21 protein-coding genes are annotated in these 22,004 nt (G+C 61.0%); 19 read left to right on the forward strand and 2 right to left on the reverse strand.

Annotation, left to right across the window (positions count from 1 at the left end; genetic code table 11):
* Window positions 1-37 precede the first annotated feature (37 nt).
* On the reverse strand, window positions 38-1,219 hold the full coding sequence (locus HY067_11930; GenBank protein MBI3528665.1) for a methionine adenosyltransferase: 1,182 nt from the start codon (window positions 1,217-1,219) through the stop codon (window positions 38-40).
* A gap of 84 nt (window positions 1,220-1,303) precedes the next feature.
* On the opposite strand from HY067_11930, the gene HY067_11935 reads away from it, so the two are divergent.
* From HY067_11935 to HY067_11970, 8 genes are all read left to right on the forward strand, one after another.
* The gene (locus tag HY067_11935; GenBank protein ID MBI3528666.1) at window positions 1,304-2,188 is read left to right on the forward strand and encodes a lysophospholipid acyltransferase family protein; all 885 of its coding nucleotides are present in this window, start codon (window positions 1,304-1,306) and stop codon (window positions 2,186-2,188) included.
* A gap of 2 nt (window positions 2,189-2,190) precedes the next feature.
* Window positions 2,191-3,057 carry a lipid A biosynthesis acyltransferase gene (locus tag HY067_11940; GenBank protein ID MBI3528667.1) on the forward strand — a complete coding sequence of 289 codons (867 nt, stop codon included), beginning with the start codon at window positions 2,191-2,193 and terminating at the stop codon, window positions 3,055-3,057.
* Between the two features lie 41 nt (window positions 3,058-3,098).
* On the forward strand, window positions 3,099-3,617 hold the full coding sequence (locus tag HY067_11945) for an N-acetyltransferase (protein MBI3528668.1): 519 nt from the start codon (window positions 3,099-3,101) through the stop codon (window positions 3,615-3,617).
* Window positions 3,618-3,627: 10 nt separating this feature from the next.
* Window positions 3,628-4,458: a diaminopimelate epimerase gene (gene dapF / locus HY067_11950; protein ID MBI3528669.1), complete on the forward strand. Its 831-nt coding sequence runs from the start codon at window positions 3,628-3,630 to the stop codon at window positions 4,456-4,458.
* An 8-nt stretch (window positions 4,459-4,466) separates the two neighbouring features.
* The gene (locus HY067_11955) at window positions 4,467-5,111 is read left to right on the forward strand and encodes a DUF484 family protein (protein ID MBI3528670.1); all 645 of its coding nucleotides are present in this window, start codon (window positions 4,467-4,469) and stop codon (window positions 5,109-5,111) included.
* A complete protein-coding gene (xerC, locus tag HY067_11960; GenBank protein MBI3528671.1) occupies window positions 5,112-6,050 on the forward strand; it encodes a tyrosine recombinase XerC in 939 nt (312 codons plus the stop codon).
* 168 nt (window positions 6,051-6,218) lie between these two features.
* Window positions 6,219-7,406, forward strand: a complete 1,188-nt coding sequence (locus HY067_11965; GenBank protein MBI3528672.1) for a class I SAM-dependent methyltransferase — start codon at window positions 6,219-6,221, stop codon at window positions 7,404-7,406.
* A 52-nt stretch (window positions 7,407-7,458) separates the two neighbouring features.
* Window positions 7,459-8,094, forward strand: coding sequence for a histidine phosphatase family protein (locus HY067_11970; protein ID MBI3528673.1), 636 nt, complete (start codon window positions 7,459-7,461; stop codon window positions 8,092-8,094).
* Between the two features lie 73 nt (window positions 8,095-8,167).
* Here HY067_11970 and HY067_11975 read toward each other — a convergent pair whose 3' ends face one another.
* Window positions 8,168-8,824: a hypothetical protein gene (locus tag HY067_11975; GenBank protein MBI3528674.1), complete on the reverse strand. Its 657-nt coding sequence runs from the start codon at window positions 8,822-8,824 to the stop codon at window positions 8,168-8,170.
* 125 nt (window positions 8,825-8,949) lie between these two features.
* Here HY067_11975 and HY067_11980 point away from each other — a divergent pair, with 125 nt between their 5' ends.
* The 11 genes from HY067_11980 (at window position 8,950) to HY067_12030 (ending at window position 21,987) form a co-directional block, all read left to right on the forward strand.
* Window positions 8,950-9,252, forward strand: coding sequence for a hypothetical protein (locus HY067_11980; protein MBI3528675.1), 303 nt, complete (start codon window positions 8,950-8,952; stop codon window positions 9,250-9,252).
* Between the two features lie 66 nt (window positions 9,253-9,318).
* Window positions 9,319-10,677: a hypothetical protein gene (locus HY067_11985; protein ID MBI3528676.1), complete on the forward strand. Its 1,359-nt coding sequence runs from the start codon at window positions 9,319-9,321 to the stop codon at window positions 10,675-10,677.
* Between the two features lie 67 nt (window positions 10,678-10,744).
* Entirely contained in the window at window positions 10,745-11,650 is a 906-nt protein-coding gene (locus HY067_11990) for a zinc ABC transporter substrate-binding protein (GenBank protein MBI3528677.1), read from the forward strand.
* A 1-nt stretch (window position 11,651) separates the two neighbouring features.
* Window positions 11,652-12,416 carry a metal ABC transporter permease gene (locus tag HY067_11995; protein ID MBI3528678.1) on the forward strand — a complete coding sequence of 255 codons (765 nt, stop codon included), beginning with the start codon at window positions 11,652-11,654 and terminating at the stop codon, window positions 12,414-12,416.
* A gap of 114 nt (window positions 12,417-12,530) precedes the next feature.
* Complete coding sequence (gene hslV, locus HY067_12000; GenBank protein ID MBI3528679.1) at window positions 12,531-13,070, forward strand: ATP-dependent protease subunit HslV; 540 nt, start codon at window positions 12,531-12,533, stop codon at window positions 13,068-13,070.
* A gap of 80 nt (window positions 13,071-13,150) precedes the next feature.
* The gene (gene hslU, locus HY067_12005; GenBank protein ID MBI3528680.1) at window positions 13,151-14,482 is read left to right on the forward strand and encodes an ATP-dependent protease ATPase subunit HslU; all 1,332 of its coding nucleotides are present in this window, start codon (window positions 13,151-13,153) and stop codon (window positions 14,480-14,482) included.
* 115 nt (window positions 14,483-14,597) lie between these two features.
* Window positions 14,598-17,156 (forward strand): alpha-glucan family phosphorylase, encoded by a 2,559-nt coding sequence (gene glgP / locus HY067_12010; protein ID MBI3528681.1) that lies wholly within the window; start codon window positions 14,598-14,600, stop codon window positions 17,154-17,156.
* 244 nt (window positions 17,157-17,400) lie between these two features.
* The gene (locus HY067_12015) at window positions 17,401-18,531 is read left to right on the forward strand and encodes an ABC transporter substrate-binding protein (protein ID MBI3528682.1); all 1,131 of its coding nucleotides are present in this window, start codon (window positions 17,401-17,403) and stop codon (window positions 18,529-18,531) included.
* A gap of 69 nt (window positions 18,532-18,600) precedes the next feature.
* Window positions 18,601-19,482, forward strand: coding sequence for a branched-chain amino acid ABC transporter permease (locus HY067_12020; protein ID MBI3528683.1), 882 nt, complete (start codon window positions 18,601-18,603; stop codon window positions 19,480-19,482).
* Window positions 19,479-21,278, forward strand: coding sequence for a branched-chain amino acid ABC transporter ATP-binding protein/permease (locus HY067_12025; GenBank protein MBI3528684.1), 1,800 nt, complete (start codon window positions 19,479-19,481; stop codon window positions 21,276-21,278). Before HY067_12020 ends, HY067_12025 begins: the two co-directional genes overlap by 4 nt.
* Complete coding sequence (locus tag HY067_12030; GenBank protein ID MBI3528685.1) at window positions 21,265-21,987, forward strand: ABC transporter ATP-binding protein; 723 nt, start codon at window positions 21,265-21,267, stop codon at window positions 21,985-21,987. The genes HY067_12025 and HY067_12030 overlap by 14 nt, the downstream gene beginning before the upstream one ends.
* Window positions 21,988-22,004 lie beyond the last annotated feature (17 nt).

Below are 22,004 nucleotides of genomic sequence, written 5' to 3' on the forward strand. Positions count from 1 at the left end.
TATAGGCGAGCCGGGAGGTTCCCGGAAAGCCGGTCGATCAGGCGATTACGGCTTTCTTGATTCCCGCTTCCGACTTGAGTAACTCGACTTTGTCCAGGTTTTCCCACGAAAACTCGGGTTCGTCGCGGCCGAAATGGCCGTACGCCGCCGTCTTCTCGTAAATCGGGCGCAGCAGATCGAGCATGGCCACGATGCCCTTGGGTCGCAGGTCGAAATGCTTCTGCACCAGTTGCGCGATTTTTTCGTCGCCGATCTTGCCGGTGCCGAACGTCGTGACCATCACGCTGGTGGGCTTGGCCACGCCAATCGCGTAGGACACCTGGATCTGGCACCTGGTCGCGAGCCCCGCGGCCACGATGTTCTTCGCCACATAACGCGCCGCATAAGCGGCGGATCGGTCGACTTTCGAGGGATCCTTGCCGGAGAACGCACCGCCGCCGTGAGGGGCCGCGCCGCCGTAGGTATCGACGATGATTTTGCGTCCGGTCAGTCCGCAGTCGCCCTGCGGTCCGCCGACGACAAAGCGGCCGGTGGGATTGACCAGGTAGTTGATCGCGCCCTTGATCAGGTTTTTCGGCAGCACCGGCTTGACGATTTCCTCGATCACGGCTTCGCGAATGTTTTCGAGGGCAATATCGGGCGAATGCTGGGTGGAAAGCACGACCGTGTCGATGGAATCCGGCCTGCCATTGACATAGCGGATGGTGACCTGGGACTTGGCATCCGGCCGCAACCACGGCAGGCGCCCGTCGCGGCGCAGTTCCGACTGGCGCTCGACCAGGCGATGCGCCAGATAAATCGGCAGCGGCATCAGCACCGGAGTCTCGTCGCAGGCATAGCCGAACATCAGACCCTGATCGCCGGCGCCCTGATTAAGCGGATCGTCGTGTGCCTTGTTGACGCCCTGTGCGATGTCCGGCGACTGTTTGTCGTAGGCAACCAGCACGGCGCAGCCGCGATAATCGATGCCATAGTCGGTATTGTCGTAACCGATGCGCTTGATGGTTTCACGCGCCACCTGCTGGAAGTCAACCACGGCATGGGTGGTGATTTCGCCGGCCATGACCACCAGGCCGGTGTTCACCAGCGTTTCTGCCGCTACTCGGGCGAATTTGTCCTGGGTTAAGATGGCGTCCAGCACGGCATCGGAAATCTGGTCGGCTACTTTGTCGGGATGACCTTCGGACACGGACTCGGATGTGAACAGAAAATCGCTCATTTCGGGCACTCTGCAATCGATCAGGAAAGTCGTGCAGGATAGCAAAAGCCTGCCGAAAGACAAAGTAAGAAATCGAATAACTTCATGCTCATAAGGTTGTTGCGGGTGGTGGCCAAGCTGCCGCTTTCGTGGATTCACCTGGCGGGCGCTACGCTCGGTTGGCTGGTCTACTTGGTTTCCCCTTCCTACGCTTTCCGGCTTCGCGACAATCTCTTTCAAAGCAGACTATGGCGCGATGAAGCCGATTATCAGCGTTTGTTGCACGAAAACATCGCCGAAAACGGTAAAGCGTCGACAGAATTGATTGCCGCCTGGTTTCGCCCGGTTCCCGATGCCATCAAGTTGATCGTGTCCTGCGAGGCGGCGCACCTGGTCGAAGAGGCGCAACGGCGCGGCAAAGGAATCCTGTTCCTGACGCCTCACTTGGGCTGTTTCGACATCGCAGCGCTGTGGTTTGCTCAGCGCATTCCGATTACCGTACTGTACCGTCCTCCCAGAATGAAAATGCTGCAGCCGCTGATCGAAGCGGGGCGCGGCCGCGACAAGGTGATGCTGGCACCGGCGAATTTGTCCGGTGTGCGCCTTCTGTTGAAAGGTCTCAAGCGCGGCGAGTCGCTGGGAATCCTGCCTGATCAGGTGCCAAGCTTCGGTGAGGGCGTGTGGACGCAGTTCTTCGGCAGGCCGGCCTATACCATGACGCTGGTGGGACGATTGGTGGAAGCCACCGGTGCGACACCGATCATATTCATCGCCGAGCGGCTGCCGCGGGGTCGGGGCTATGTGCTTCGCTTTGCAAAAATAGACGAGGCCCTGGACCGCGAGAATGGTCCACGGGTGCTGAACGCGGCCATCGAGAAGATGGTGCGACTCAAGCCCGGGCAATATCTGTGGAGTTACAACCGTTACAAGGTGCCGGCCGGTGCCCCGCCTCCCGACGCAAGCGCTGCTGCGAAAGACGCGCAGGGCTGATGCTGACTCGCCTCGCCATTGGCGTGTTCTGGCTGCTGCACTTTCTTCCCCTCGCAATTCTGGCGCGCATCGGGGCGATCGCCGGTCTCGCATTCATGGCCTTCGGTCGCGAGCGGCGGGAAGTGGCGCGAGCCAATCTGGCGCTATGTTTTCCGGGATGGGACAAAACACGCCGTGAGGTGGTGTTGCGGGCTCATTTCCGCGCTATCGGCAGAAGTTTTTTCGAGGCCGGTATCGTCTGGTGGGGATCCGAAGAGCGCATCCGGCGCATTGTGCGCATCGAAGGCGAGGAGCACGCACGCGCCCGGGGCGACCGGCGCATCATCTTCCTAGTGCCGCATTTCGCCGGCATCGAGATGGAGGGACTGCGCATGTCGATGGACTATAAGGGCATGGCGGTTTACAGCCACCAGAAAAACCGCGTCTTCGACGAATTCCTGGTGCGCGTGCGTAGCCGGTTTCCGGGCACGCGCATGGTAGCGCGGCAGGAGGGCGTCAAGACGCTGCTGCGCGGATTCAAGGACGGTTTGGGCCTGCAACTTTCGCCCGACCTCGATCTCGGTCCGCGCGACGCGATATTCGTGCCGTTCTTCGGCGTTCAGACAGCGACCGTCACGGCGCTGTCGCGGCTCGCCCGGCTTGCCGATGCCGTCATCGTGCCGGTGGTGGTGCGCCAGTTGCCCGGCGGAGAAGGCTACGTGCTGCGCATATATCCGGCCTGGGAGAATTGTCCCGGCGAGAGTGTGGAGGCCGACACACGCCGCATGAATGCGTTCATCGAAGAGCGGGTCCTGGAAATGCCCGAGCAGTATTACTGGGTGCACAAGCGGTTCAAGACGCGCCCGCCAGGCGAGCCTAGGTTCTACTGAATGTTCGCCAATCCGGATCTCAACACGATTTGCACCTGAGCATGGCCGGCACGCTCGATTTCAGCATTTCCCCGGTGCGCGATGCAGACATTGCGCCGGTTTGCGCGCTGGCGCGCGAAATCTGGATGCAGCACTATCCGGGGATCATTACCGTCAAGCAGATAGAATACATGCTGGCGCAGCGCTATTCGCCGGACGCGATCCGTACGCAACTGCAGGCCGGCGAAGCTTGGTGGGACAAACTCGAAGTGCGCGGCGAACTTTGCGGTTTCGCGAGCTACGAGCGCGGGACCGAAGCGCGCGCGATGAAACTCGACAAACTCTACGTGCATCAACTTGCCCGCGGCAAAGGCTACGGCGCGGCTCTGATCGATCAGGTGGCAAAGGCGGCCAGGCTGCAAGGCATGGACAGTTTGACTCTTCAGGTCAACAAATACAACCATGGGTCGGTCGCCGCTTACCGGCGCCTCGGCTTCGAAGTGACGAAGACCGTGAAAGTGGACATCGGCAACGGTTTTTTCATGGACGACTGCATCATGTCCAAGTCCCTTGTCGCCTGAAGAGGTTCCCGTGCGACTGAAATTCACCAAAATGCACGGCGCGGGCAATGACTTCGTCGTCGTGGACGCCACCCGCGCACCGCTGACGCTCGATGCCGCGAACATCCGCCGGCTGGCCGACCGCCATTTCGGCATCGGCTTCGACCAGATGCTGGTCGTCGAGCCGGCGCGCAGCCGGGACACCGATTTCTATTACAGAATCTTCAATGCGGACGGCGGCGAAGTCAGCCAGTGCGGCAACGGCGCGCGCTGCTTCGTGCGCTTCGTGCACGACCAAGGTTTGTCCGGAAAGAACGCGATCCGCGTGGAGACGCGGTCGGGCATCATCGAACCGCGGCTGGAACAGGACGGCCGTGTTACGGTGAACATGGGCGTCCCGGAGTTCGAGCCGGCCAGAATCCCCTTCGTCGCAGAACGCCTCTCGCCGACTTACCGGCTCGAAGTCGACGGCGGTGCGCGCGAGATCAGCGCGTTGTCCATGGGCAATCCGCACGCGGTGCAGATCGTGTCCGACGTGGATGCCGCCCCGGTCGCCGGCGAAGGTCCGTTGATCGAGCGCCACCCGCGCTTTCCCGAGCGAGTCAATGCCGGATATATGCAGATCGTGGATCGCAGACATATTAAGCTGCGCGTGTTCGAGCGCGGGGCCGGCGAAACGCTGTCCTGCGGCACCGGCGCCTGCGCGGCGGTGGCGGCCGGAATCGCGCGCGGGCTGCTGGATTCTCCGGTGAAAGTGGACACGCGTGGCGGGGTACTCGAAATCGCATGGCCGGGCGGGGCGCAACCGGTGTCGATGACCGGACCGGCGCAATCCGTATTCGAAGGTGAAATTGAGGTATAGAGAAAAGAATGAGACCTGAAGACATTGCCCGTTACCTGAAGGACCATCCCGAGTTTTTCGAGCACTACGCCGACATGATCGGAGACATCTTGATACCGCATCCGCATGGCGGTCGGGCCATTCCGATCTCCGAACGCCAGATCATCAGCCTGCGGGAAAAGAACAAGATACTGGAAGGGAAGTTGCGCGAGTTGGTGGAGTACGGCGAGGAAAATGACGCCATAGGCGAACGCGTGCACCGAGCTGCACTGGCGATGATAAAGCCTGCGAACCTGGAAGCTTTGCTGCAGGTGCTCTATTACAATCTGCGGGAGGATTTCGCGGTTCCGCACGTGACAATCCGATTGTGGAGCGAGTGGGATCATCCGCCGTTGCCGGAATTCGGGGCAAGCAGCCAGGAGGTCAGGGTATTCGCCGACAGCCTCAATCAACCGTATTGCAGCCACAAGCTCATGTTCGAAACCGCCGAGTGGTTCGGCGAAGCCGGCGGCCTGCTGAAGTCGTTTGCCTACATTACCCTGCGTACGGACAGAGTATTCGGCCTGCTGGCGCTGGCAAGCGAAGATCCGCAACGCTTCTATCCCGGGATGGGCACGCTGTACCTCAAGCGCCTGGGGGAATTGATCAGTACGTCGCTCGTGCGGTTCTTGTAGATGTCCGTTCGCGATAGTCCGTCTCCAGCCAAAGAAGAATCCCCGGCCGAGCATCCTTTCGTCTCCGACTTCCTGTCGCATCTGATCCGGGAGCGGCGTCTTTCGCCGCATACCGCCGAAGGGTATGGGCATGATGTGCGCGTGTTGCTGGAACTGACACAAGAAACAGCGCTGCACGACCTGCAGATTCATCAGATCCGGCGCTTCATCGCCCGGCTTCACGGACGCGGACTGGGCGGCAAATCGCTGGCGCGCATGCTTTCCGCGTGGCGCGGTTTTTTCAACTACCTCGCGCGCGATCACGGCTTCACGCGTAATCCCTGCACCGGCGTGCGACCACCGAAATCGCCCAAGTCGCTGCCGAAGGCGTTGTCGCCCGATGAAGCAACGCGCCTGGTCAGTTTCCCCCAGAGCGACCCGCTGGCTGTGCGCGATCGTGCGATGTTCGAACTGCTGTATTCTTCCGGACTGAGATTGTCCGAACTGACTTCGCTCAGGCAAGGCGACGTAAGCTTCGCGGATGCCACGGTGCGGGTGATCGGCAAGGGCAACAAGACGCGCGTGGTGCCCGTGGGCAGCCACGCGTTGCAGGCGCTCCAGGCGTGGCTGCCGGTGCGCGAGTCCCTGCCGCGCCGGAGCGAATCGGCGCTGTTCCTGAACCAACGCGGCGATGCCATCAGCCCACGCGCCGTGCAGTCGCGGCTGAAGGCCTGGGGCATCAAGCAAGGTCTGCCCGGCCACGTACACCCGCACATGCTGCGCCATTCGTTCGCGTCTCACATCCTGCAATCCAGCGGTGATCTGCGTGCGGTGCAGGAAATGCTCGGCCACGCCAGCATTTCGAGCACACAGGTCTATACGCATCTGGACTTCCAGTATCTAGCCAAGGTCTACGACCAGGCCCATCCGCGTGCAAAAAGAAAACTTGCCAAACCTTGAACCACGGAGAACACGGAGGGCACGGAGAAAGGCAGGAAATGAATAAGAGAAATCATCAGCAAGCCCCGGCTGCCTGGCTTGGGAAAGCAGCGCTGGTACTGCATCTCCCGTCTTCGGTCTTACTCCGTGCCCTCCGTGTTCTCCGTGGTTCAAGATCTTCATTAGCGCATGCATAAAATCGTTCTTAAACCTGGCCGCGAGAAATCGTTGCTGCGCCGGCATCCCTGGGTTTTTTCCGGCGCGATCGCCCGCATCGATGGCAAGGCCGCGGCGGGCGACACGGCGCACGTCGTTGCAAACGACGGACGCTTTCTCGCCGTCGCTGCGTTGAATCCGGACGCGAACATTTCCGCACGCGTGTGGGACTGGAATGAAGGCACGCAGATCGACGCTGCATTCTTCCGCAAACGCCTCGAAACCGCGATCGGCATGCGCCGCGCCCTGTTCGGCAGGACACCGGACAAAGCCGAGCGCCTGGTGCATGGCGAGTCCGATGGTCTGCCGGGATTGATCGTGGATCGCTATGCCGATGTGGTCGTATTGCAGATTTCGAGCGCCGGCTGTCATCGATGGCGTAACGCGATCATCGAATCGCTGCAGCAGATCACCGCTGCCCGCGCCATCTACGAGCGTTCTGATGCGGACGTGCTCGAACTCGAGGGACTCACGCCGCGCACGGGACTGGCGAGAGGTAAGCTCGACACGCCGGTGGTCGAGATCAGGGAAAGCGGCCTTCGCCTGCGAGTCGATGTGGCCAAAGGGCACAAGACCGGGTTCTATCTGGATCAGCGCGACAACCGCTTGCAGGTCGGCCAGCTTGCCGCACGCAAAGACGTGCTCAATTGCTTCAGCTATTCAGGTGGATTCACCGTGCAAGCGCTGGCTCACGGCGCCGCATCGGTGACTTCGGTGGACTCGTCAGCGGACGCATTGCAGCTTGCGCGCGAACATGTGCGGCTGAACGACCTGCCGGAGTACCGCTGTGAATGGGTCGACGCCGACGTATTCCAATACCTGCGGAAATTGCGCGACCAGAACAGGCAATTCGATCTGATCATCCTGGATCCGCCGAAATTCGCGCCCACCGCGGCGACCGCCGAACGCGCCGCGCGCGGCTACAAGGACATCAATCTACTCGGCTTCAAGCTGCTGCGACCGGGCGGCCTGCTCGCGACTTTCTCCTGTTCCGGCGGCGTCTCCGCCGACCTGTTCCGCAAGATCGTCGCGGGCGCGGCTCTGGATTCGGGCACCGACGCGCAAGTCATCGATCAACTCCACCCGACGCCGGATCATCCGGTGTCGCTGGCTTTTCCCGAAGGGGAATATCTGAAGGGATTGTTGTGCCGAATCAATTGAAGTGGTTCGAGATTGCCGACTCGCTGCCGCTCTACGAAGAAGCACCACCGCGATGACCGTTACGACCTTGGTTCTCGTACGTCACGGCGAAACGTCGTGGAACGCGGAAAGCCGCATCCAGGGCCATGCCGACATTCCTTTGAATCGCCTCGGCGTCACACAAGCCAAAGCGGTGGGAAAACGCCTGGCACGCGAACGATTCGATGCGGTTTATTCGAGCGACCTCATTCGTGCATTTCACACCGCGCGCCCCGCCGTGCCCGATCCTGACCGAACCATCATTAAAGACCAGCGACTGCGCGAGCGCCATCTCGGTGTGTTGCAGGGATTGACCGGCGAGGAGGCGATGGCCGATCAGCCGGCCGCCTGGAAAGCGTTCAAATCGCGCGATCCCAATCTCGAACTCGCCGGTGGCGAAAGGCTCGGCGAGTTCTCGCGCCGGGTAGTCAGCTTCGTCGAAGATATTCTCGAAGCGCATGCGGGTGAACATGTGCTTGTCGTCACGCACGGCGGCGTGCTGGATGCGGCTTATCGCCACGCTGCCGGCATGCCGCTCTCGGCATCCCGCAACTTCCCGATTTACAACGCGTCCGTCAACATCCTCTCGCACGATAAACAAGGCTGGCGCATCGACGCTTGGGGCGACGTGAGCCACCTGCCTCAGGAATTGTCGATGGACGACGGCTGAATGCGGTGACTGGTAACTGGTGATTCGTGATTGGTAACTGGCAAGGCATTTCTCTTCAATCGCCAGTCACCAGTCACTGCCTCACGAAGGGAGGCACCCTCCCGACCAGTTTCTCGAGCATTACCAGTTCATCGTCGGTATGGTTGACGAACTCCGCCTTCTGCATCATTTTGCCGTCGGTCATCCCGGCGTAGATGATATTCGGTGCGTGATAGCCGGAAACAACCAGGCGCTTTTCCGTGCGGTGCTGATCCTCGATTTCGACCGTTCCATAACACGTGCAGAAATAGGTCCGCTCCGGCGAGGCTTCCATATAGATGCCGGTACCGCGAATGCCGGCGGTCGCCGTCGCGCTCAGCAGCTGGCGCGGACCGCCCTTGCCGAACACGCCGAGGAGCGCTCCGCTCAACATGCGCAGTCCGGTCAACAGAAGCGCCTTGGGTTTCCCCAGTATTTCGACTTCGCTGTTTGCGCGAATCAGAAATGCATCCTTGCCCATCACCAGCACGAGGTGGCCGCTGGTTCCGGTCCTGATGACGTCAAGCGCGCGAACCTCGTTGGCCTTGCTTGCCAGCCTGCCGTTGACCATGACTTCACCGTCGAACTCATGAAGCTTCCCCGCATGGGATGTTGCGGGTAGCAGCAATGCCGCACCGCAGGCGGCGGATTGCAACAGGAAATCCCTGCGCGACTTCGTCGGGTCGGGGTGATACAGGCAGGGATTACCCATGGCAAACCTCCGGTTGATGTTCTTGACTATAGTCCGTCCGTGACAGTTACGAAGGCAATCCCGATGCGGATGTTGGCGAAACCGCCCGGTCGGCGCTACACTGTTCGCCGGTTCGCCTCAACCCCATGAAACTGCATCGCGCCCTGACCAGTCTGCTGATCCTGCTGCTGCTATTCGCACAGCAGGCGGCTTACGCGCATGCAATTTCCCACCTGGGCAAGGAACCGCCGGCGAAAGAGCAGCTCGCCCATTCGAAACTATGTGACAAGTGCGTCAGCTTCGAAAAAATCTCCGGCGTGGCGCCCGCAAGCGTCCCAGCGATCCTCCCGCTGGAATTTGTCTTTACGCAACCGTTGCATGTGGACTACGTATTCAGTCCGCGCACGGTTGCCGCATTCCACAGCCGCGCCCCTCCGGTTTTCCTCTGATCGACGTCGCTGACGCCCGCGGCCTTGCCGCGGTGCGTTGATTTTTTTCGTCCAGAGGAGATTCTCATGTTCAGGAAGGTCACCCTGGCAGTCGCCGTCGGCGCTGCTTTCGTCGCACCTGTTCCGGCCATCGGCGCGGACGATGCGGAAGTCCGGAATATCCGCGATGAAATAAAAGACCTCAAAGAGGGGTACGAGACGCGCATCCGCCAGCTCGAGCAACGCCTCGAACAGACGGAGCAACGTCCAGCTTCGGCGCCGGCACAGTCCGCGCCGGCTTCAGCGAACGCTTTTAATCCGGCCATCTCGCTGATCCTCGGTGGCCAGTTCAGCAACCTGCAGCGCGATCCAGCGACTTACCAGATCGGCGGCTTCATCCCCGGAGAAGGCGAAATTGGCCCCGGCAGTCGAAGCTTCAACCTCGGCGAATCCGAGTTGACCGTGTCCGCGAACATCGATCCGTACTTATCCGGCTATTTCGTGATGTCGGTCAATTCGGAAAACGAAGTCGAGGTCGAGGAAAGTTTCGTACAGAACACCGGCACCATTCCCGGTGTGACGGTCAAATTCGGCCGCATGCTGTCCGGATTCGGTTATCTGAATGAAATCCACGCGCATGCATGGGATTTCGTCGATGCCCCCCTGGTGCATCAGGCGTTCTTCGGCGGACAGCTCAAGGAGGACGGCATACAGGCGCGCTGGCTGGCGCCGACGCCGATGTTCGTCGAACTCGGTGTCGAAACCGGCAGGGGATCGGCATTTCCGGGTTCGGAACGCAACAAGAACGGCGCCAATTCCGGAATGATCTTCGCCCACCTGGGCGACGACGTCGGCATCAGTAACAGCTATCGGGTCGGCGCGTCTTACCGTGCCACCAGGGCGCAAGACCGTACCTACGACGATGTCAACTCCATCGGCACGCCGGTCATCAACGCTTTCACCGGCGACAGCAAGATCTGGGGGGTGGATTTCGTCTGGAAGTGGGCGCCCAACGGCAATACCGTCGATCGCAATTTCAAGTTCCAGGCCGAATATCTGCGCCGCAAGGAAGACGGCACTCTGGCCTTCGACACGACCGGCGCGAATCTGTCGGACGCCTATCGTTCCAGCCAGTCGGGCTGGTATGTACAAGGAGCCTACCAGTTCATGCCGCGCTGGCGCGTGGGGCTGCGCTATGAAGAATTGAACAGTGGCAACCCGGACATCGGATTGGTCAACAGCGGCGCGCTTACAGCCGCCGATTTTCCGAGGCTTGCCCAGAACGATCCGAAGCGAACCACGGCGATGATCGATTTTTCGCCGTCGGAGTTTTCGCGCTTCCGGCTGCAGTTCGCGCGCGACGAAGCCCGCTTCAACGAAGCCGACAACCAGGTCTTCCTGCAATACATCATGAGTCTCGGCACGCACGGCGCCCACAAATTCTGATCCGGCTTCCGACCCTAAACGAAACGTCCTGCGCACGATTGCGCAGTCGACACGAAAGGAGTTGAACATGAACAGATGGGCAACATTCGCCGGCGCCATGGCGTTATGCGCTGTGTGCTCTCCGGCCTTCGCCGCCGTCAACATCTTCGCCTGCCTGCCGGAATGGGCGGCGCTCGCGACCGAGTTGGGCGGCGACAAGGTCTCGGTCTACCAGGCTTCCAATGCACTGCAGGACCCACACCGCATCGAAGCGCGACCGAGCCTGGTCGCACGCATGCGCAGCGCCGATCTGGCGATTTGCACCGGCGCCGAACTCGAGATCGGCTGGCTGCCGGTATTGCTGCAGACCGCGGGAAACCAGAAAGTGCAGCCTGGACAGCCGGGCTTCATCGCCGCCGCTGAATTCGTGGACCGGCTGGAAGTGCCCACGCGGCTGGACCGTGCGGAAGGGGATATCCATCCCGCAGGCAATCCGCATGTCCAGCTCGATCCGCATAATATCGCCAAGGTCGGGTTGGTGCTCACGCAGCGCCTCGAGCAAATCGATGCAGGCAACGCCGCCTATTACGAGTCGCGCAGCAAGGACTTCCAGGGCCGCTGGGGACAGGCGATCTCGCGGTGGGAGAAGGATGCGGCGCCGCTGAAAGGCCTGCGCATCGTGCCTTATCACAAGGACTCGGTTTACCTGATCAAATGGCTGGGCCTGGTGGAAGTCATGAACATCGAACCGAAGCCGGGCATTCCGCCCAGCGCCGGTCATCTTTCCGAGCTGGTCGGGCGTTTAAAGGGCGGCGCAGCCGACGTCGTCGCCCGTTCGGCCTATCAGGACCCGAAGGCGGCGACATCGCTGGCGGAAAAAACGAATATTCCCGTAGTGGAACTTCCGTACACCGTGGGCGGAACGCCAGGGGCCAAGGACTTGTTCGGCCTGTTCGACGACTCGATCTCACGACTCAAAGCGGTGAAGAGATAACATGCCCAATCTCGAGATCAGCTTCCTGCTTCCCGCACTGATTGCGGGTTTGCTGGTTACCGCAACCCATGCCCCGCTGGGAATACAGGTGCTGAGCCGGGGTATCGTATTCATCGACATCGCCATCGCGCAGATTGCCGGGGTCGGCGTGATTGCAGCCGATTTTTTCGGCTGGGAGGCACAGGGCGTCGCCGTGCAGATTTCCGCATTGGCGGCCGCCCTGCTGGGGGCGCTGTTCCTGACCTGGACGGAGAAACGCTGGCCGGAAATCCAGGAAGCCATCATCGGGACGGTGTTCGTGCTGGCCGCAACGCTCGGCGTGCTGCTGCTCGCCAGCAATCCGCATGGCGGCGAGTATCTGAAGGATATGCTGGTCGGACAGATTCTCTGGGTCGGACACAAGCAAGTCATCGTCGTTGCGATCCTGACTGCCGTGGTTCTGGCAGCGTGGTTCGGTATCGGTCGCCAGCGCCTCGGCCGCGTCGGCTTCTATCTGCTGTTCGGCCTGTCGGTTACCGCTTCGGTGCAGATGGTCGGCGTCTACCTGGTGTTCTCCAGCCTGATCATTCCCGCGCTCGCATCGCGTAACGCCACCCGGTTCCCGCTCGCCAAAGCTTACGCCGTGGGCGGGCTGGGTTATCTGTTCGGCCTGGTCGCCTCGTCCTTGTTCGACTTGCCGACCGGCGCGATCATCGTCTGGGCGATGGCGATCGTGGGCATCGTGTTTTCCAGCCTCGAGCGCACCGAGGCCAGACCCGCAGCTTGAACTCTCCAGTACAATCCCCCATCTGACAGTGATCCGCCCGGGCACTTTCGGACCGGGCTTTTCTCCCCGGACCGACCTACGCCGGTGTGCGGCCGGCAACACACACATTTCGGCATGAGCGAAAACTTTCACGGTACCACCATCATTTCCGTCCGCCGCGGCAAAAATGTCGCCTTGGGCGGCGACGGCCAGGTCACCTCCGGCAACATCGTGCTGAAGTCGAGTGCGCGCAAAGTGCGGCGGCTGTTCCACGAACGCATTCTTGCCGGGTTCGCCGGCGGCACCGCGGATGCTTTCACGCTGTTCGAACGCTTCGAAGCAAAACTGGAAAAACATCAGGGGCATTTGTTGCGCTCGGCGGTCGAACTGGCGAAAGACTGGCGCACCGACCGTATCCTGCGCCGGCTCGAAGCGATGCTGGCGGTCGCGGATCATGAGTCGTCGCTGATCATCACCGGCAACGGCGACGTGGTCGAGCCCGAACTCGGTCTGGTCGCGATCGGCAGCGGCGGTGCTTACGCGCAAGCCGCCGCGCGCGCTTTGCTGGAGAACACCGATCTGCCGCCGCAGGAAATCGTCAAAAAAGCCCTGACCATCGCCGGCGAGATCTGCATCTATACCAATCAGAATCATGTGATCGAAGTACTAGAGTGAACGGTAAACGGAAAACCCTCTACGCCACGCTGCCGCCGACTACTGTTCGCTGTTCACCGATTACCGTTCGCCTTTTCGCCATGTCATCAATGACCCCCCAGGAAATCGTCCATGAACTGGACAAACACATCGTCGGCCAGGACGACGCCAAGCGGGCCGTCGCGATCGCGTTGCGCAATCGCTGGCGCCGCCAGCAGGTTGCCGAACCGCTGCGCCAGGAGATCACACCGAAGAACATCCTGATGATCGGACCCACCGGTGTCGGCAAGACGGAAATCGCACGGCGGCTGGCCAGGCTCGCCGAGGCGCCGTTCATCAAAGTCGAGGCAACGAAATTCACGGAAGTCGGCTACGTCGGCAAGGACGTGGATTCCATCGTGCGCGATCTGGTGGAAACCGCGATCAAGCAGACCCGCGAACAGGAAACGCGCAAGGTGCGACACCGCGCCGAAGATCTCGCCGAGGAACGCATCCTCGACACCCTGCTGCCGGCGGCGAGGGAAATCGGTTTCCAGCCGGATCAGCAGGAGGGCGACAATGCGACGCGGCAGAAATTCCGCAAGCGGCTGCGCGAAGGCGAGCTCGACGACAAGGAAATAGAAATCGACATCGTGGCGGCGCAGGCGCAGATGGAAATACTGGCGCCGCCCGGCATGGAAGACCTGACGTCGCAGATCCAGGGCATGTTCCAGAACCTCGGCAGCACAAGGCGCAAGACGCGCAAGCTCAAGATCCGCGAGGCGATGAAGCTCCTGACCGAGGAAGAGGCGGCGAAGCTGGTGAACGACGAAGACCTGAAACTGAAAGCTCTCACCAACGTGGAGCAGAACGGCATCGTGTTCATCGACGAGATCGACAAGATCACCAGCCGCCAGGAAACCGGCGGCGCCGAAGTTTCCCGCCATGGCGTGCAGCGCGATCTTCTGCCGCTCGTGGAAGGCACCACCGTCAATACGAAGTATGGAATGATCAAGACCGACCACATTCTGTTCATCGGCAGCGGCGCCTTCCATCTTTCCAAGCCTTCCGACCTGATCCCGGAATTGCAAGGCCGCTTCCCGATCCGCGTCGAGCTCGAGAGTCTGTCGGTAGAAGATTTCGAACGCATCCTGACGTCCACCGACGCCTGCCTCACGCGGCAGTATCAGGCGCTTCTGGAAACGGAAGAAGTCAAGCTCGATTTCCGCCCGGACGGCATACGCCGCATGGCCGAGATCGCCTGGCAGGTGAACGAAAAGATGGAGAACATCGGCGCGCGCCGGCTCTACACCGTCATCGAGAAGCTGCTGGAAGAAGTCTCATTCGAGGCGAATCGCCGGCAGGGCAAGGTCATCGTTATCGATGCGGCTTACGTGGATGCCCGGCTGAAGGAGCTCGCACAGAGCGAAGATCTCGCGCGCTACGTACTATGATCGAGGCAGGCGCTTTGATCAGTCTCCCTCGCAATCCGCCCGCTCGCAATCCGTCATGGCGCCGCTATTCCCCAAAGCCAGCATTTCCTGATACTTTGCCGCCTCAGGATTCCCTATGACCAGCGGCACCGCATTCGCCCTAGAAGTCAATCCGAAGCTTCCGCACCAGCTCGTGCGGCTGGAAGAACTCGCCAACAACCTGCTGTACAGCTGGGACCGGCAGACACGGCTGCTGTTTTCGCGGCTCGACCCGCATCTCTGGGGCGAGGTCGGCCACAACCCGAAAGCTTTCCTCAAGCGCATTGACGAGCACAAGCTGGTCGATGCCGCCGACGATCCGGTTTTTCTGGGAAACCTGAACAGAGTGCTGTCGGCATTCGACGTTTATCTGAAGGAACCCCTGCGCCGCAATGGTTCGGAGTGGCTGCGCAAGAACGATCTCGTCGCCTATTTTTGCGCCGAGTTCGGCTTCCACGAAAGTCTGCCGATCTACTCCGGGGGCCTGGGCATTCTCGCCGGCGATCATTGCAAGTCGGCGAGCGACATGCACCTGCCCTTGGTCGGCGTGGGACTGCTGTATCGCCAGGGCTATTTTCACCAGACCATCGACAGCGAAGGCAACCAGCATGCACTGTACGCCGATTCGGACTTCGAGGATCTTCCCGTTACCCCCTGCCTGTGCACCGACGGATCGGAAGTGCGCGTCAGCATCGAGTTTCCAGGCAGGAACGTGCAAATCAAGGTGTGGCAGGCGCGCATCGGCCATGTAACGCTCTATCTGCTCGATACCGACCTGGCCGGGAATTCTGCGGATGATCGCAATATTACCCACCGCCTGTACGGCGGAGACCGCACCACCCGCATCCAGCAGGAAATCGTGTTGGGCATCGGCGGCGTACGTGCGCTGACCGAGATGGGCATCAAACCGACGGCGTGGCACATCAACGAAGGACATCCGGCTTTCCTGGTCCTCGAGCGAGCGCGCACACTGGTTGCGCAGGGACTCAGTTTCGACGCCGCGTCCGAAGCGGTCGCTGCGAATACCGTGTTCACCACGCATACACCTGTTCCCGCAGGACACGATCATTTCAGCACTGAGGCGATCAGCGCCTACTTCCCGTGGCTGCGCAAACAGCTTGGCCTGACGGAGGAACAGTTTTTTGCATTAGGACTCGTCAACGGGGGACACGAATTCAACATGACCGCGCTGGCAATCCGCGGTTCGCGCTTTCAGAACGGCGTGAGCCGCACCCACGGCGGCGTATCCTCGCGAATCTGCGCGCCGCTGTGGCCTGAACTCGATCCAAGCGAAAACCCTCTTTCCTACGTAACCAACGGCGTGCACGTACCGACTTTCCTCGCGCCGGAATGGGCCGACCAGTTCGACAAATTTCTCGGTTTCGACTGGTCGCACCACGCCGGCAGCCACGGCTTCCAGGAACGCCTGGAAGCCATGCCGGACCATCTATTCTGGAGCGTGCGGCAATCGCTGAAAGCACAGATGCTGCATCTGGTGCGCCATCGCGTGGCACGGCAGCATTTCCGCAACAACGGTTCGGAAGCGCATCTTGACCGGTTACTGCGCAACGCCGACCCGATCAATCCGAACGTGCTGACCGTGGGTTTCGCGCGCCGATTCGCAACCTACAAGCGCGCCACGCTGTTGTTCCAGGATCTCGCCTGGCTGCGCACGATTCTCGGGGACGAAGCGAAACCGGTCCTGTTCATATTCGCCGGCAAGGCCCACCCCGCCGATGTCCCCGGACAGGACGTCATCCGCGAGCTGAACCGGATCGCGCGCATGCCGGCGTTCGAAGGCAAGATCCTGCTGCTCGAAGACTACGATCTGCATCTCGCGCGCCGGCTGGCTTTCGGTGTGGACGTCTGGCTGAACAATCCGACGTATCCGCTGGAAGCAAGCGGGACTTCCGGCATGAAAGCCGGCATCAACGGCGTGCTCAACCTCTCCGTCCTCGACGGTTGGTGGGGGGAAGGCTACGACGGGCACAACGGCTGGGCGATCAAGCCGGTGGCGGAAAACCTGGAGGAGGCACGCCGCAATTTCGAGGACAGCCGCACGCTATACGAGTTGTTGCAGGACCACGTCATTCCGACCTACTACCGCCGCGGCGACATGGGTTATTCGGCCGAATGGATCCGCATGGCCAAGCGTTCGATCACTTCTATCCTGCCGCGCTTCTCGTCGACCCGCATGGTCAACGAGTACCTGGCGAAATTCTATCTGCCGGCGACCCGGCAGGGCCGGCGCTACGCGGAATCCGATTTCGAGCCGGCGCGTCGCCTGGCGCAGTGGAAGCAGCAGGTGCGCGAAATCTGGCCGAAAGTGGCGATGCGGCGGCTGGATGCCCCGCAGAAGCGCATCGCCTTCGGCGATGGACTGCGCCTGGAAGTCGGCGCTTTTCTCAACGGACTCAAGCCGGAGGACGTCGCGCTCGAACTGCTGATTGCGAAACAGACGGGTCGCGAAGAGGACAGCCAGCCGAAATCCTACCGGTTCGAATCCGAGGGCCTGCTGACCGAGCAGGGCGAACAGCGCTTCGTGCTCGAACTGAGTCCGGAAGTCTGCGGCAAGCTGGAATACCGCGTACGCCTGTACCCGCAACATGAATTGCTCACGCATCCGTTCGAACTGGGCATGATGCGCTGGCTGTAAGTCGCGGTCAGCCTGTTAAACTCGCCTTCGTTTCTGCCTGGTTCGTTTCATCGCGATGTTCGCCTCGCGTCTGAATCGTTGACAGTCGGGGGAGCGGGACATAGCATTACGCTCCCCGGCCATGTCAATGCTCGCAGTCCCCGTCACGTTTCATTTGAACGCCCGGGAGTACCATCCAGGGCAAATGGAAGCGGAGATGCTGCGACGCGGCGCCTGAAAATATAAAATTCATCGGGAGGAAATCATGCGTGTATCGCTCTTGAGCGCTCTGTCGGCTGGCGCCATTGCATCGCTTTTTGCCTTTTCTGCGGCAGCGGACTCGATTCGCATCGGACTGATCAGCGAAATCACCGGGCCGAATGCCGAGGCCGGCAGCTATACCCTCAACGGCGCCAAGCTCGCTGTCGACGCAATCAACCAAAAGGGCGGCATTCTCGGCAAGCAGATCGAACTGGTGATCGAAGACAACCAGTCGACCAACCCCGGCACGGTGCTGGCATTTTCCAAGTTGGGCGGCAACACTGACATCCCGGCGATCATCGGCCCGATCCGCAGCACGCAGATCCAGGCCGCTTCGCCTTCGATTCAAAAGGCCGGCATCCCGACGATGATCGGCGGCACCGACCCGAGCCTGACGCACGTCAACAATCCGTGGGTGTTCCGCTGCCGGCCGAACGACATGTTCTCTTCGCGCGTGATCTCCGACTTCGGCGTAACCAAGCTGAAGCTGAAGAAGTGGGCGATCGTGCACTCGACCGATGCGTTCGGTTCCGGTGGACAGAAAGCACTGGTCGACGCACTGAAGGCGCTCGGCGTCGAACCGGTGCTGATCCAGGGCTACACCAACAATTCGCAGGACTTCACGCCGGTGGTGCTGGCGATCAAGAAGTCCGGTGCCGACGTGATCGGCACCTATATGACCAACTCGCAGGACCTTGGCATCTTCGCCAAGCAACTGCGCCAACTCGGTGTAACCGCGACCTGGGTCGGATCGCCCTCGATTGTCACCGACACGGCAATGAAGCTGGCGGGCGAATCGCTGCACGGCACCTATGGCATCGCCGATTTCAATCCGGATGCCAATGCCGAGGCCAAAATCTTCGCGACCGCGTACCGCGCCAAGTACAATCTCGAACCGGACGTCTATTCGAGTTGGGCCTACGATGCGCTGTATGTCATCGCCACGGCCATGAATACGGCGAAGAGCACCAAGCCGGACGACATCCGCAAGGCCATCCTCGGGCTGAAGAACTGGAAGGGCGTCGAGGGCAACTACACGTTCGACGAAAACGGCGACGGGCTGCGTGGCTACAACATCGTCAAGAACGAAGGCGGCAAGGTCAAGTTCGTCGAACACATCAACGTCGACAAATAAGCGCGCCGGCAACACGCCCGTCGGCATCATCGATGACGGCGGACAGATGAACAAGGGGGACGACGCGCCGTGGATGCGCTAGCCAATAATTTCCAGGTGCTGTTCCAGGGCCTCGCGCTCGGCAGCATCTATGCGCTGGTTGCGCTGGGCTTCGTGCTCATCATCCGCGCCACCAACGTAGTGAACTTCGCCCAGGGCGATTTCGCCATGCTCGGCGCCTACATGATGGTCGCCTTCCTGGTCAGTGTCGGCCTGCCTTATTGGCTGTCCTTCCTGCTCGCGCTGCTGGGCATGGGTGTGTTCGGCCTCGTCTTCAACTACGGGGTGTACTACCCGCTGCGGCATCGAGGGTTCCTGCCGGTAATCATTTCCACCCTCGGCGCCTCGATTTTCCTGCAGAACTCCGTGCTGGCGATCTTCGGTGCGCAACCTAAGCGCCTGGACAATGTCATCGCCGGGGGCGTGCAGATCGGCTCGGTGTTTCTCGACAGCCAGTACCTGGTGATTCTCGCGGTGACGATGGTAATGGTGGCGTTCCAGTATTTCTTCTTCGAGCACACCATGCTCGGGAAGAAGCTGCAAGCCACGTCGCAGGACAAGGACATGGCGCGCCTGCTCGGCATCCCGGTGGCGCTGATGATCGCCATCACCTTCGTCTATAGCTCTGCTCTCGGCGGACTGGCCGGCGTACTGGTGGGCCCGGTGCTGTTCGTATCGATCGGCATGGGTTCGATCATCGCGCTGAAGGCATTCGCCGCGACCATCATCGGCGGCTTCGGCGACGTCAAGGGCGCCATCGTCGGTGGCATTTTCATTGGCGTGATCGAAAGCTTCGCGGCCTTCTACATTTCCGTCCCCTATAAGGATGCTTACGCCTTCCTGATGCTGTTCCTGGTGCTGGTATTCCGGCCGCAGGGCTTCTTCGGCGAAAGGGTTTCCGAGAAAGCATGAGCACGCAAACACTCGAAGCGGCGCGCGCGCGCCGCCTCTCGCCCTGGCCGTTCATTCTTTTTGCGATCGCCGTCGCAGTGCCGCTGCTGCCTTACTTCACCAATGTCAGCCACTTCGTGTTGTCGATGTTCATGCAGGCGACGACTTATGCGATCGCGGTGCTGGGCATGGTGGTGGTGCTTGGCTATACCGGACAGATCAATCTCGCACAGGCCGCGTTCTTCGGCTTCGGCGCCTATGGCGTCGCGCTCGGCACGGTGATCTACGGCTTGTCATTCTGGGTCTCGCTGGCGATCGGCATCGGCATCGCCGGCATCGCCGGTGGCATCCTCGGACTGACCACACTGCGCCTGGGAGGCCACTACCTGGCGATGATCACCATCAGCTTCCAGCAGATTTTCGATCTGGTGGCGGTCAACTGGATCCAGGTGACGCACGGGCCCGACGGGATTGCCGGGATAGCGCGGCCGTCGCTGTTCGGACGCGAGCTATCGGACGATCGCGCCTATCTGTTGCTGTGTTCGCTGGTGCTGTACGCGATGATGGGCGCGGTTTGGTATCTGCCGCGGACGCGGCTTGGTCGCGCGATGCGCGGCGTGCGCGAAAATGAACTTGCCGCGGAAGTCGTCGGCGTGCATACGCTGAGAACGAAGGTCATCGCGTTCACGTTGTCCGCGGCGCTCGGTGGCGTCGGCGGTGGCCTTTACGCGGGCGGCTTCGCCTATATCAGTCCGGACAATTTCAACTTCCAGCGCGCGGTGGAATTCCTGTCCATGGTGCTGCTGGGCGGCGCACAGTCGCCGTTCGGTGGTGCACTCGGCACCACGTTGCTGATCCTGTTGCCTGAATGGCTGAAGGAGATGCCTCCCAGCCTGCAATTCATCAAGGATGTATACCTGGCGATCTACGGCATGGCGGTGATTCTGATCATGGTGTTCATGCCCGAAGGGATCTGGGGCCTGCTGCGCAACGGCTGGAAGAAATTCAGGACGACACTGCCGGTCGATACGTCCGGCATCATGCCGCTGAATCTCGATATCACTGTGACGGAGACGATGCCGTTGCTCAAGCTCGAAGGCATGCAGAAGTACTTTGGCGGCTTGCGCGCGGTTGACGGCATCGATCTGGAAGTCTCCCGCGGCACGGTGCATGCGCTGATCGGGCCGAACGGTTCCGGCAAGACCACCATGCTGAACGTCGTCAACGGCATCTACAAACCGACCGGCGGCCGTATCATCATCGACGGCAACGACGTCACCCTGAAGTCGCCGCACGAGCGTGCGGCGCACGGTTTGGGCCGCACCTTCCAGAACATCCGGCTGTTCCCAAGCATGTCGGCGCTGGAAAACGTGATCGTCGGCGCCCAGCGCGACAATAATCCGATCGAGCCGGGTGGAAAGGCTTTGCGCGCCCGCGCAATGTCGGCGCTGCAGTTCGTGGGGCTCGCCGACAAGGCCGACGTCATCGTGCGCAGCCTGCCTTACGGTCACCAGCGGCTGGTGGAAATCGCCCGCGCGCTGGCCGGACATCCGAAGCTGCTGCTGCTCGACGAACCCGCGGCCGGATTGAACCAGACCGAGAAAATGGAGCTGGTGGAGTTGCTGAAGAAATTGCGCAGCGGCCATGGCCTGACCGTTTTCCTGATCGATCACGACATGGGGCTGGTGGAAAAAGTCTCGGATCGCATCACCGTGCTCAACTTCGGCAAGAAGATCGCGGAGGGTACGCCACAGGAAGTGCTGCGGCATCCGGACGTGATTGCCGCGTACCTGGGAGACAGCAATGCCGCTGCTTGAGCTGAAGAACGTCGCCAGCTATTACGGCAGCGTGCAGGCGCTCAAGAGCGTGAGCCTGCGCGTCGAGCAGGGCGAAGTGGTCACGCTGCTCGGCGCGAACGGCGCCGGAAAAAGCACGACGCTGCGCACGATATCCGGGCTGCTGCGGCCGGCAAGCGGCGAGGTGTGGTTCGAGGGCCAGCCTATTCATGACATGGCGCCGGAGAAGATCGTGCGGCTCGGCCTTTCGCACGTGCCGGAAGGCCGGCGGATTTTCCCCGGACTCACCGTGCGCGAAAACATCATGCTCGGCACGTCCAATCGCGGCCGTTTGCCGAAGAAGCAGATGGACGAAGAGGTCGCGGAAATGTTCGACATCTTCCCGGTCATCAAGCCCTTCGAGAATGCGCTGGGCTGGACGCTCTCCGGCGGCCAGCAGCAGATGCTGGCGGTGGCGCGCGGACTCATGGCGAAGCCGAAATTGCTGCTGCTCGACGAACCATCGCTCGGACTCGCGCCGGTCATCGTGCAGCAATTGTTCGCCACCATCCGCGTAATTCACGCCCGCGGCACCACCATTCTTCTGGTCGAGCAGAATGCGAACATGGCGTTATCCGTCGCCAATCGCGGCTACGTGCTGGAAACCGGCGAGATGAAAGTCGAAGGTTCGCCGAAGGAATTGCTTGGCAACGAGGAAGTTCGCGCTGCCTATCTGGGCGGCCACGGCTGACCGCCGGCGCATCGATT

It is taken from the genome of Betaproteobacteria bacterium (assembly GCA_016194905.1).
GTDB lineage: Bacteria > Pseudomonadota > Gammaproteobacteria > Burkholderiales > JACQAP01 > JACQAP01.

What these genes read in the sequence shown, in the direction of transcription:
- HY067_11930 (MBI3528665.1), bottom strand. Translation starts at nt 1,219, where the DNA reads ATGAGCGATTTTCTGTTCACATCCGAGTCCGTGTCCGAAGGTCATCCC.
- HY067_11935 (MBI3528666.1), top strand. Translation starts at nt 1,304, where the DNA reads ATGCTCATAAGGTTGTTGCGGGTGGTGGCCAAGCTGCCGCTTTCGTGG.
- HY067_11945 (MBI3528668.1), top strand. Translation starts at nt 3,099, where the DNA reads ATGGCCGGCACGCTCGATTTCAGCATTTCCCCGGTGCGCGATGCAGAC.
- HY067_11955 (MBI3528670.1), top strand. Translation starts at nt 4,467, where the DNA reads ATGAGACCTGAAGACATTGCCCGTTACCTGAAGGACCATCCCGAGTTT.
- xerC (MBI3528671.1), top strand. Translation starts at nt 5,112, where the DNA reads ATGTCCGTTCGCGATAGTCCGTCTCCAGCCAAAGAAGAATCCCCGGCC.
- HY067_11965 (MBI3528672.1), top strand. Translation starts at nt 6,219, where the DNA reads ATGCATAAAATCGTTCTTAAACCTGGCCGCGAGAAATCGTTGCTGCGC.
- HY067_11970 (MBI3528673.1), top strand. Translation starts at nt 7,459, where the DNA reads ATGACCGTTACGACCTTGGTTCTCGTACGTCACGGCGAAACGTCGTGG.
- HY067_11975 (MBI3528674.1), bottom strand. Translation starts at nt 8,824, where the DNA reads ATGGGTAATCCCTGCCTGTATCACCCCGACCCGACGAAGTCGCGCAGG.
- HY067_11980 (MBI3528675.1), top strand. Translation starts at nt 8,950, where the DNA reads ATGAAACTGCATCGCGCCCTGACCAGTCTGCTGATCCTGCTGCTGCTA.
- HY067_11985 (MBI3528676.1), top strand. Translation starts at nt 9,319, where the DNA reads ATGTTCAGGAAGGTCACCCTGGCAGTCGCCGTCGGCGCTGCTTTCGTC.
- HY067_11990 (MBI3528677.1), top strand. Translation starts at nt 10,745, where the DNA reads ATGAACAGATGGGCAACATTCGCCGGCGCCATGGCGTTATGCGCTGTG.
- HY067_11995 (MBI3528678.1), top strand. Translation starts at nt 11,652, where the DNA reads ATGCCCAATCTCGAGATCAGCTTCCTGCTTCCCGCACTGATTGCGGGT.
- hslV (MBI3528679.1), top strand. Translation starts at nt 12,531, where the DNA reads ATGAGCGAAAACTTTCACGGTACCACCATCATTTCCGTCCGCCGCGGC.
- hslU (MBI3528680.1), top strand. Translation starts at nt 13,151, where the DNA reads ATGTCATCAATGACCCCCCAGGAAATCGTCCATGAACTGGACAAACAC.
- glgP (MBI3528681.1), top strand. Translation starts at nt 14,598, where the DNA reads ATGACCAGCGGCACCGCATTCGCCCTAGAAGTCAATCCGAAGCTTCCG.
- HY067_12015 (MBI3528682.1), top strand. Translation starts at nt 17,401, where the DNA reads ATGCGTGTATCGCTCTTGAGCGCTCTGTCGGCTGGCGCCATTGCATCG.
- HY067_12025 (MBI3528684.1), top strand. Translation starts at nt 19,479, where the DNA reads ATGAGCACGCAAACACTCGAAGCGGCGCGCGCGCGCCGCCTCTCGCCC.
- HY067_12030 (MBI3528685.1), top strand. Translation starts at nt 21,265, where the DNA reads ATGCCGCTGCTTGAGCTGAAGAACGTCGCCAGCTATTACGGCAGCGTG.